The following is a 3,708-nucleotide window of genomic DNA, read 5'->3' as shown; positions in this document are numbered from 1 at the left end:
CCTGCCAGCCCCGTTACAGTCGTCGGGGTAGCCGGAGTCAATGGCAACGGCAAACGCACCACCGGTACCGGCAGGCTCAACACCTGATTGCCCAGTACACTCACGCTGNTGCGACACTTAAATTAAGCGTCAGCGTCGTGGTACCCGACGTCAGGCCGCTGATGGTCAGCACGCCATCCGGCCCAAGGGCCGAAACTGTTGTGTTGGCCGGGCCGCTGACACCGACGTTGATCAATGGATTCGATAAACTGAAGTTACCCGGCAACAGTGTTAAGGATAACGCTTCGCCTACGCAGGCCAGTGGTCCCTGTAACACCTGTAACAGCGGCGCCACAATGGACAGGTTCAGGACATTGGCCGGGCTGATACACCCTGAGGCGTTGGTACAGATCAGCGACAAACTTTGTGTACCAACTGTTGAGGTAGGCACCGGAATACTACCCAACAACGGCAAGCCCGGTACGCCCAGCGTACTGCCCACTTCGCAAAGGCCCGTCAGTGACAAAGGCAGACCCACCAGCCCCGTTACAGTCGTCGGGGTGGTCGGTGCCAATGGCAGCGACAGACGCACCACCGGTACCGGCAGACTCAACACCTGATTGCCTGCGACACTTAAATTANAAGGTAGTGGTGCCCGACGTCAGGCCGCTGATGGTCAGCACGCCATCCGGCCCAAGGGCCGAAATCGTGGTGTTGGCCGGGCCGCTGACACCGACGTTGATCAATGGATTCGATAAACTGAAGTTCCCCGGCAACAGCGTTAACGATAACGCTTCGCCTACGCAGGCCAGTGGTCCCTGTAACACCTGCAACAGCGGGGCCACAATGGATAAGTTAACGATATTGGCCGGGCTGATACAGCCTGAGGCGTTGGTACAGATCAATGACAGGGTTTGCGGCCCGACAGCCGACGTCGCTACCGGAATACTGCCTAACAACGGCAAGCCCGGTACGCCCAGCGTGCTGCCCACTTCGCAAAGGCCCGTCAGTGATAAAGGCAGACCTGCCAGCCCCGTTACAGTCGTCGGGGTGGTCGGGGCTAATGGCAGCGGCAGGCGCACCACCGGTATCGGCAGGCTCAGAATCCGTGTTCCTGCCAGGCTGACACTTACGGTTAAGGTAGTGGTGCCCGACGTCAGGCCGCTGATGGTCAGCACGCCATCCGGCCCAAGGGCCGAAATCGTGGTGTTGGCCGGGCCGCTGACACCGACGTTGATCAATGGATTCGATAAACTGAAGTTCCCCGGCAACAGCGTTAACGATAACGCTTCGCCTACGCAGGCCAATGGCCCCTGAACAATCTGCAAAACAGGATCAAGAAAAGAGACATTGACCAGGGTCGGTGCACTCAGACAACCACCATTATTACAGATAAGCGATACCGATTGGGTTCCGGCAGTGGTTGCCGATACCGGAATCACGCCAAGGAGCGGCTGGGTAACCGTACCTAATACACTCCCGACCGGGCATAATCCGGACAGCGACAGCGTGGTCCCGGTCAGGGCGGTCAGTGTTGCGGGCGGGCTCGGGCTCGATGGTAAACCGGTGATGTTGAGTGGTAATACCAGAACCAGGGGCGGAATTAAATTCAGCGGATCAGCGACGGGCAGTACATCGGCCGAAATCGTCAGGTTATAGACGCCGGTAGGTAAACCGGTTCCGGTACTGACACTGATTAAACTGTTTCCACTCCCGACGGAAGCGCTGATGCCAGCAGGACCGGATACGGACAGATCCAGAATGCCCAGATCACCTAAACCTGGCAGGGTAAGACCGGGGAGTACCGTAAGGCCTATCGGTTGACCGGCACAAATGGAGCCACTCGACGGCTGAATACTGATGAGCTGGGCTTTCCCTGCGAAAGGGAATAGCATAGCCAGCCAAAGCCAAAGCCATGGCTTTTTCCGTGGAAGTAAACAATAAAGCATAAACGTTATAGTTAGAAAACCTGTCGCAACTCTGTCTTGCTGTGTCCTTTTCGTCTGTACTACCGTTTATCAATTTAAACCGACGTCAGAAAAAGATTTTTATGACAACAAAACCAAAAATCACTTCTAAGTACTTAATCTGCGACAACAATTAAGCCATTATTAACTAGATGTAACAAATAAGTTGATGCCAAATACCAAAACCAATTATTTGGTCACACTTTTCTTTGTTACGATGACAAAATCAGCCCTTTTTTATTTTCAGAAAAAAAACCAGGTGCACTTACAAAAAGTATACCATTAACTAATGCAGAAGTATTCATAAGCGTATTTCTGCCTTTTTTCCCTGCAAAGCGTATTATTTTATCTTTCTGATCCGAATTGGCACGCATTCAGGCCCGTCGCATGTACAGTTTACCTGTATATTGACGGTTAGGTCCTGATAACAACCTCGTTCATTGTATACCCTTACCGTATAGGCACCTGCCGTGCCAATGGCATCTGCTAAAAGGCCGTTTTCCGGAATCATTGTAGCGGCACCGGCTCCGGTTTCATTAAAGGAACTACCGGTTGAATACTGATACGTATACGCATTCCGCACACCGTCGAGACCGGTGAGCAAAATCCGGCCATCGGCCTGTGCAATTGTTCCCCGACAAGTTGGATTGACGGCCGATAGTGAGAATGCCGGAATACTGTCTTCACGAATAATAACCGGACAACATGACCCGCTGGCGCAAGCTCCTCCCTGCTCATCAATCAATACCGTATATTCACCGGCGCTCGTGGCAGTATAGCTGTTCAGGCTACCTTCGTAGACCAGGGTGCCGTTCCGGAAAAATTTATAGTTCAGATAACCTGCCGGTGCATTGACCCGAAAAGCATAATCGCTGCCCTTACAGACAATAAACGGCACCGACACACAGACCTCAGCCGTATCCGCCGGTATGGTTGCCATGTTCCGGATTGATCCGCCTCCAAGTACGCTGGCCGAATAAACTACCGTTGCCGTTCCGTTGACCGGCAGGCTGGGTACGGTCCAGACAAACCCTGCGGCTGTTGTCGTAAACTGCCCGACAGAGGCTGTTATTGAACCAGGTATAATGACGGCATTCGCAGTGAGCGAATCCCTGACCGCATCATTCAGTGACGGGCCGGTCCCAAGATTTTGCAGGACCAGGGTATAGGAAACCAGCCCGCCCACCCGGGCTTCCGAACGGTCGACTAACTTGCGGATGGTCAACGCAGGTGTCAGTGGGGCATATACGGCAATAGAAACCGTCGTGTAGGTGCTGCATCCCGGCACGGTAGTGACTACCGCCGTAAACGTATGAATACCTACCGGCAAAGCCGATGTGGTAACCGTCGGCGAATTGGCCGATGACAACGTGATACCTGCCGGTGCCGACCACGCGTAACTGAAACTGCCTGCCGGTGTAACATTGGCATAGAGATCAACAAGACCACCGCTCATGGCAGTCTGATTGCCGGCCTGCGTGGTCACGGTGATGACCGGACACTGTGTCTGACATAACGGCGACGCAATAGACTGGTTTGCCGTACAACCGGCTTCTGTAAGCAGGTTCAGGGTAATGGTACTTCCGGAACTGACAGCACTGATGGTGAAGCTGCTTCCATTCTGTGTGACCGCTCCTGACGAAGCCGAAACCGTTGCCGAAGCCGGACTAACAGATCCCATGACCATATAGGTTTTACCGTCAGCAGCGCATGTCGTTGACAAGACGGTAAAGACCGGTACAGGCACGACCGTCACCGTGCC

At 53.8% G+C, this 3,708-nt stretch carries 1 protein-coding gene; it reads right to left on the bottom strand.

Annotated elements, in window-relative coordinates:
- Positions 1-2,286: 2,286 nt before the first annotated feature.
- Positions 2,287-3,708 (bottom strand): DUF11 domain-containing protein (locus BLX24_RS29615; RefSeq protein ID WP_143092880.1); only part of this gene is annotated, 1,422 nt, incomplete at its 5' end.

Origin of the sequence: Arsenicibacter rosenii (assembly GCF_001870735.1) — a bacterium.
Classification (GTDB): Bacteria; Bacteroidota; Bacteroidia; order Cytophagales; family Spirosomataceae; genus Arsenicibacter; species Arsenicibacter rosenii.
Note: the sequence above shows the minus strand (reverse complement) of the source record. Positions and strands in the feature narration are given on the sequence as shown.